At 62.6% G+C, this 6,249-nt stretch carries 7 protein-coding genes and 1 pseudogene; all 8 read right to left on the bottom strand.

The annotated features are described in order from the left end of the window. Positions 1 to 156, bottom strand: a 156-nt coding sequence (locus tag GHO41_RS28225) for a prepilin-type N-terminal cleavage/methylation domain-containing protein (RefSeq protein ID WP_153435253.1), incomplete at its 3' end; no start/stop codon positions are given. Continuing rightward, complete coding sequence (gene gspI, locus GHO41_RS28220; protein ID WP_048366699.1) at positions 149 to 517, bottom strand: type II secretion system minor pseudopilin GspI; 369 nt, start codon at positions 515 to 517, stop codon at positions 149 to 151. The genes gspI and GHO41_RS28225, both read right to left, overlap by 8 nt. Then, positions 507 to 995 (bottom strand): type II secretion system minor pseudopilin GspH, encoded by a 489-nt coding sequence (gene gspH, locus GHO41_RS28215; protein WP_153435252.1) that lies wholly within the window; start codon positions 993 to 995, stop codon positions 507 to 509. The genes gspI and gspH overlap by 11 nt, the downstream gene beginning before the upstream one ends. Positions 996 to 998: 3 nt before the next feature. Further along, positions 999 to 1,439 carry a type II secretion system major pseudopilin GspG gene (gspG, locus tag GHO41_RS28210; protein WP_153435251.1) on the bottom strand — a complete coding sequence of 147 codons (441 nt, stop codon included), beginning with the start codon at positions 1,437 to 1,439 and terminating at the stop codon, positions 999 to 1,001. A gap of 3 nt (positions 1,440 to 1,442) precedes the next feature. Continuing rightward, positions 1,443 to 2,642, bottom strand: coding sequence for a type II secretion system inner membrane protein GspF (gene gspF, locus GHO41_RS28205; RefSeq protein WP_153391179.1), 1,200 nt, complete (start codon positions 2,640 to 2,642; stop codon positions 1,443 to 1,445). Between the two features lie 2 nt (positions 2,643 to 2,644). Next, positions 2,645 to 4,117, bottom strand: coding sequence for a type II secretion system ATPase GspE (gene gspE, locus GHO41_RS28200; RefSeq protein WP_153391178.1), 1,473 nt, complete (start codon positions 4,115 to 4,117; stop codon positions 2,645 to 2,647). After that, positions 4,114 to 6,030, bottom strand: coding sequence for a type II secretion system secretin GspD (gspD, locus tag GHO41_RS28195; protein WP_153435250.1), 1,917 nt, complete (start codon positions 6,028 to 6,030; stop codon positions 4,114 to 4,116). The genes gspE and gspD overlap by 4 nt, the downstream gene beginning before the upstream one ends. Before the next feature lie 9 nt (positions 6,031 to 6,039). Beyond that, a pseudogene (locus GHO41_RS29940) lies at positions 6,040 to 6,249 on the bottom strand (hypothetical protein); the annotation flags it as partial.

Here is a 6,249-nt window from a genome sequence, read left to right as displayed (position 1 = left end):
CTGCAAGCCGCGCAAGGTTTGCTCGTGGGCGCTGCTGCTGCGTTCGGCGCGCAGCACGCCGTCAAACAGCCGCCAGCAGGCCACCCCAAGCAAGGCAAAAATGGCGATGGCGATCACCAGTTCGAGCAAGGTGAAGCCCGCTTGCGGTTTAGTCATGGTTGCGCGCCAGCCAGTGCGTCACGCTGAGCAATGCCTGATCACTGCCCGCCGGGCTGACGCTCAACTCCACCCGTAACAGGCCCGTGTCGGGTTCGCTGGCGATGTGTTGAAACAGGCGCCACTCGCGTTGGGCAAAACGCTGGTTGAGGGTTTTTGAACCCATGGCCAGGGTCGCGCTTTGCAGGTGCAGCTCGCTCAGATGATTGTCGGCCAACCAGCCCGCCAACAGCCGGGTTTGGACCCGGGCGCTTTGCCCCAAGACGTATTGGCTGGCCGACATGACCGCCGCCGCCAGGGTCGCGAAAATGGCCAGGGCGATCATCACTTCCAGCAAGGTAAAGCCTTTTTCAGTGCGCATCCGTGACCTCGGACGCTTCGAGCAACGGGTTGCCAAGGCCATCGCTGTAGAGGCTCTGCCAGCGCAGCGGCGGGCTCTCAAAGTGCAGGGCAAAGGGGGTGTTTTCATCACTGCTGAGCCACAGCAGTTGCGGGGTGTGTTCACCGGCGCCAAGGCGGTGCACACGCCCCTCCAGCACCAGGGTCAATTGCACACCGGGGGGTAGTTTCACTGGCGCTTCGATGGCCTGCCAGGTTGTCCCTTGCAGGCGCATCTGTTGATAGGCTTCGGGTTCCAGTCGCAGACCGTATTCCTGCCCTTCCAGCACGGCCTTTTCGCGCAGGCCCTGCATCAGGGCGAGCATGACCTGCGCTTCTTGCCGCGCATCGCGGGCGCGTTTGTCACCCTGGCTGATATGCACCATTGAGACCAGCACGCCGATCATCACGATCACCACCATCAGTTCGATCAGGGTGAAGCCAAGCGATGAATCGCGCATGCCTCAGTTGCTCCAGTTGCCAATGTCTGTGGCAAAGCCTTCGCCGCCCTGCACACCGTCTGCGCCAAAGGAAAACAGGTCATACCCGGCCGAGTGGCTGCCGGGGTTGAGGTATTGGTACGGAGTGCCCCAAGGATCGACCGGCAGGCTTTTGAGGTAACCCTGCGGGTTCCAGTTTTTCGCCAGCGGCGTGCCCGACGGGCGAGTCACCAAGGCTTCAAGGCCTTGCTGGGTCGAGGGGTAGTTGAAGGTGTCGAGGCGGTACATTTCCAGGGCGGTGCTGATGGCCTGGATGTCGGTGTGCGCCGCGGTGACTTTGGCCTGGTCAGGGCGGCTCATGAACTGCGGCACGACAATGGCGCCGAGCACGCCGATGATGACCACCACCACCATGATTTCAATCAGGGTAAAGCCACGTTGAGTTGATGTACGAAGGGTATTCATCGGTCAATTCACCAGTTGATTGAGGCTAAGGATCGGCAACAAGATGGCCATGACGATCAGCAAAACCACGCCGCCCATCAGCACCAACATGATCGGTTCAAACAAACTCACCACCAGCGCGATGCGCGCTGCGAGGGTTTTTTCCTGCTGTTCGGCGGCCCGCGCCAGCATGCTGTCCAGCTCGCCGGCACGTTCGCCGCTGGCAATCAGGTGCAGCATCATCGGAGGGATGTCGCCGCTGCGTTCCAGACCGCTGGCCAGCGTTGCGCCTTCGCGTACGGTGCGGGCGACATCGAGCATGCGGTGGCGAATGGCGAGGTTGGCGATCACCGTGGCCGAGATTTCCAGGGCATCCACCAACGGCACGGCGCTTTTGCCCAGAATCGACAAGGTGCTGGCAAAACGCGCCGCCTCCATGGCGCGCAGCACCCCGCCGACCATGGGCACATTGAGCAGCAGCGCATGCCAGCGCAGCTTCAAGGCTGGTTGCAGCAACGCCCAACGCGCCGCACCCAGGGCGGCGAGCACCAGCAGCAACAACAGCCAGCCGTAGTCACGCAACCCTGTACTCAGGGCGATCATCGCCCGGGTCAGCACGGGCAGCGGCTGGCCACTGTTGACGAAAATCTTGACCACATCCGGCACTACATAGCCCAGCAGAAAGCCGACGATGGCGAACGAGGCAATCAATAAAATCAGCGGGTACACCAGCGCCAGCTGGATCTTCTGGCGCGAGGCATGGCGGGCTTCGGTGTAGTCGGCGAGCTGCTCGAGCACATGGCCCAAATGGCCGCTGCGCTCGCCCGCCGCCACGGTGGCGCGAAATAATTCCGGGAAGGCCCGAGGGAACGCTGACAGCGCCGTCGCCAAGGCATGGCCTTCGGTGACGCGGTTACGCACCGCGAGCAATACGCTGCTGACATGGCGCTTGGCACTCTGCGCCGCCACCGCGCCCAGGGCTTCTTCGAGGGGTAAACCGGCATGGATCAAGGTCGACAGTTGCCGCGTGACAAGGGCCAGATCCGTAACGCCCAGCCGCCCCCGCGAACGCGTTGCACGGTGTGTTCTGGCTTCGCTCAACTGGCTCGGGCGCAAACCGCGCTCGCGCAATAACTGCCGCGCATGCCGGGCATTGTCGGCCTCTTGCTGGCCTCGGCAGTTGCGCCCGTTGGCGTCCTGCGCCCGGTAGTCAAAGGTCGGCATGCTCAGTCCTCCAAGGTCACGCGCAGCAGTTCGTCAAAGCTGGTCAGGCCCTGGATCACCAAGCGCTGGCCGTCCTGAAACAAGCTGGGAGCGTGCTCGCGCGCCACGCGTATGAGATCCGGCTCGCTGGCCCCCTGATGAATCAGCTCGGCCAGTGCCGGGGTGATGCCGACCAGTTCGTAAATCCCGGTGCGCCCGCGATAACCTTGCTGGCACTGGCGGCAGCCCTGCGGCTGGTACAAGGTGATGCCAGCCTGTGGATCGAGCCCCAGGCGCTGGCATTGCAGCGGGTCGGCGCGATACGGGGTTTTGCAGTCGGCACACAGGGTGCGCAACAAGCGCTGGGCCAGTACGCCAACCAGCGAAGACGCCAGCAAGTAGGCATCGACGCCCATGTCGACCAGGCGGGTGACCGCGCCCACTGCGCTGTTGGTGTGCAGGGTCGACAGCACCAGGTGCCCGGTGAGCGAGGCTTGTACGGCGATGTCTGCGGTTTCGTGGTCACGGATTTCACCGACCATGACCACGTCCGGGTCCTGGCGCAAAATCGCCCGCAGCCCACGGGCGAAAGTCATGTTGGCCTTGCTGTTGACCGGCGTCTGACCGATGCCCGGCAGGTGGTATTCCACCGGGTCTTCGACGGTCAGGATGTTGCGGGTCGGCGCGTTGAGGTGGCTGAGCGCGGCATACAGGCTGGTGGTTTTGCCCGAGCCGGTGGGCCCGGTGACCAGAAAAATCCCGTGGGGCCGGGCCAGGATGTGTTCAAAGCGGCTCAGGGTGGCTGCGGGCATGCCCAGGCATTGCAGGTCGAGGCGCCCGGCCTGTTTGTCGAGCAGGCGCATCACCACGCGCTCGCCATGGGCCGAAGGCAAGGTTGAGACGCGCACATCGACTTCATGCCCGGCCAATCGCAGGCTGATGCGGCCGTCTTGCGGCACGCGTTTTTCAGCGATGTCCAGGCGCGCCATGACTTTGATTCGCGACACCAGCAAGTTCGCCAGCTCACGTTTGGGCCGCAGCACTTCGCGCAGTTGGCCATCGATGCGCATGCGCACCGACAGGTAATGCTCGAAGGTTTCCAGGTGCACATCCGAGGCTTTTTCACGCATAGCCTCACGCAGCAGCGCGTTGATCAAACGAATGATCGGTGCATCGCCCTCCTGCTCCAGCAGGTCGGCGGTTTGCGGCACTTGCTCGGCCACGCTCATCAGGTCGAGCTCGCTGTCGAGCCCTTGCGCCACTTGCTCGGCCGCGCTTTGCCCGGCGCTGTAGCTGTGGGTAAGACGCTCGTTGAAGTGTGCATCCGATACCCGTTGCACGTGCACCTCTACGCCCGCCCGGCGCTGCACTTCGGCCAGCACGGTCAGCGGCGTGTCGCTGCGTATCAGCAGGCTTGCAGGCTGGGTCGAGGTGTCCAGCAGCACCCCGAAACGCCGGGCAAAGCTATAAGGCAAGCGCACCGGCGGCTGGTTCATGGGCGGGCAGCCTCGGGACGGCGCAGATCGACGGCGTTCGGGTCTTGCAGGTTGCCGTCAAACATCTGGTGCGGGTCGCTGGGCAGCAGCAACGAGTTAGTGTCTTTGGACGATGGCTGGCTGAGGTTTCGCAACGCGTTGTAGCGGTCTTCTCTGATCTCGCGAATATCATGTTTGCTGCGCACGATGGTCGGGCGCAAAAACACCATCAGGTTGGTTTTGGTGTGGGTATCTTTGCTCCAGCGAAACAACGCCCCCAAATAAGGAATGTCGCGCAGCAACGGCACGCCGCTGACCTGGGTGCGCACGCTGTCTTTGATCAAGCCGCCGATGACGATGATTTCGCCATCTTCGGCGAGGATGGTGCTTTTCAGGAAGCGCTTGTTGGTGATCAGGTCGGATGAATCCACCCCTTGCAGTGAAGGGGCCAATTCGGAGTTTTCTTGTGCAACCTCTAAACGCAACGAGCTGCCGTCGTTGATGTGCGGCTTGATTTTGAGGCTGATGCCGATGTCTTGGCGGGTCACCGTGGTGAACGGGTTTTGCGAGCTATCGCCCGTGCCCGTGTAGGAGCCGGTCTTGAAGGGCACGTTTTGCCCCACCAGAATCTCGGCTTCCTGATTGTCCAGCGTCAGCAAGCTGGGTGTGGACAGCACGTTGTTGTTGGTGTCACTGGCCAACGCCGAGATCAACGCATTGAAGCGGTCACCGCCCAATTGCAGCACGGCCCCTTCGGGCAGCGCAGGAGCGGGCCCCGAGAGCGCGCCGACCTGAATATTGGTGCCCGGAAAGGTGATACCGCCCTGGACGCTGCCACTGTTCACCCCCCATTGCACGCCCAGGGTGTTCACAATGTCGCCGGAGATTTCGACAATGGCGGCATGGATCAACACTTGCGAGCGCGGCTGATCGAGTTGGCGCACGATGCTTTCCAGGCTTCGCACTTTCGCCGGATCAGCCATGATCACCAACGCATTTTGGCTTTCATCGGCGGCCACCATGACCTCGCTGGCGGAGGTCTTTTGTGCAACGCCAGCCAGCGCGGTGTCTTGTTGCATGCCCTGGGCAACGGTATCGAGCACCTCGGCCAATTGTTTGGCATCACTGTGACGAAGACGAATGACCCGCGAGTTTTCGGACTGCCGGGTCGGCTGTGTGTCCAGCGAATGCGCCAGTTTGCTCAAGCGCTCACGCACCGCCTTGTTGCCCAGAATCACCAGCCGGTTGGCCGACGCATCGGCAATGACCTGGCTGCCCGGCCCTTCCGCTTTTTTGCCCAGCGACTGCTGCATGACCTTGGCCACATCACTGGCCTGCGCATGGCGCAACTCGACCACCGAATAGTCATGGCGCGTGCCGCCATCCAGTTGGCGCACCAGCTCGGCAATACGCCGGGCATTGGAGGCGGTGTCGGTAATGATCAACGCATTGGCCGACGCCGAAGGCCCGACATACCCGTTGGTCGATACCAAGGGCCGCAGCAGGCCCGCCACGTCAGCCGCGACGCTGGCATTAAGCTCGATGACCTGGGTGACAAAGGCCTGCTCGGAGCCATCCGGGTTGCCCGCGCGGGCTTTGGCCTCGGCAGCGGGAATGATCAATAAACGATCACCTTGGTCGACCACGGCAAAACCGTGGGCATCCAGTACCGCGTAAAACAGCTCGCGCACCCCGGCACGGTCCAGCGGCGCCTCAGATATGACGGTGATACGGCCCTGCACCCGAGGGTCGAGCACAATGGTGGCGCCCAGCACCGATGACATTTCCTGCACGATATCGCGCAGTTCGGCGTCTTTCAATGCCAACTGCCAATACGGCTCATCGGCCAGCACATCGCTTTGCACTAGCGCGGTGCTGAGCACAAGGCTACACAGTAAAAGACGGCCGATGCCGAACACGTTGGGCCTGGTCATGATGCTTCTCTAAGGTTGTTCGGCAAGGGGCCGCAGATAAAGGGAGGTGGCCTGGGCCGGTGTGGCGGGCGTTTGGCCGGCAGGTAACACATGACGACCGGGCGGCTTGAGCAGCAGGCGCTCTTCGCGGTTGTTGCGCCACAGCACCACGTGCGACACCTCGACCCGCCGCAACACGCTGCCCCCTGGTAGCCGTTCACCGACGCGGTAAAAGCGCGC

It is taken from the genome of Pseudomonas sp. FSL R10-0399, from assembly GCF_009600165.1.
GTDB classification, from domain to species: Bacteria; Pseudomonadota; Gammaproteobacteria; order Pseudomonadales; family Pseudomonadaceae; genus Aquipseudomonas; species Aquipseudomonas helleri.
The sequence above is the reverse complement of the archived record's forward strand: the minus strand, read 5'-3'. Positions and strand labels throughout refer to the sequence as shown.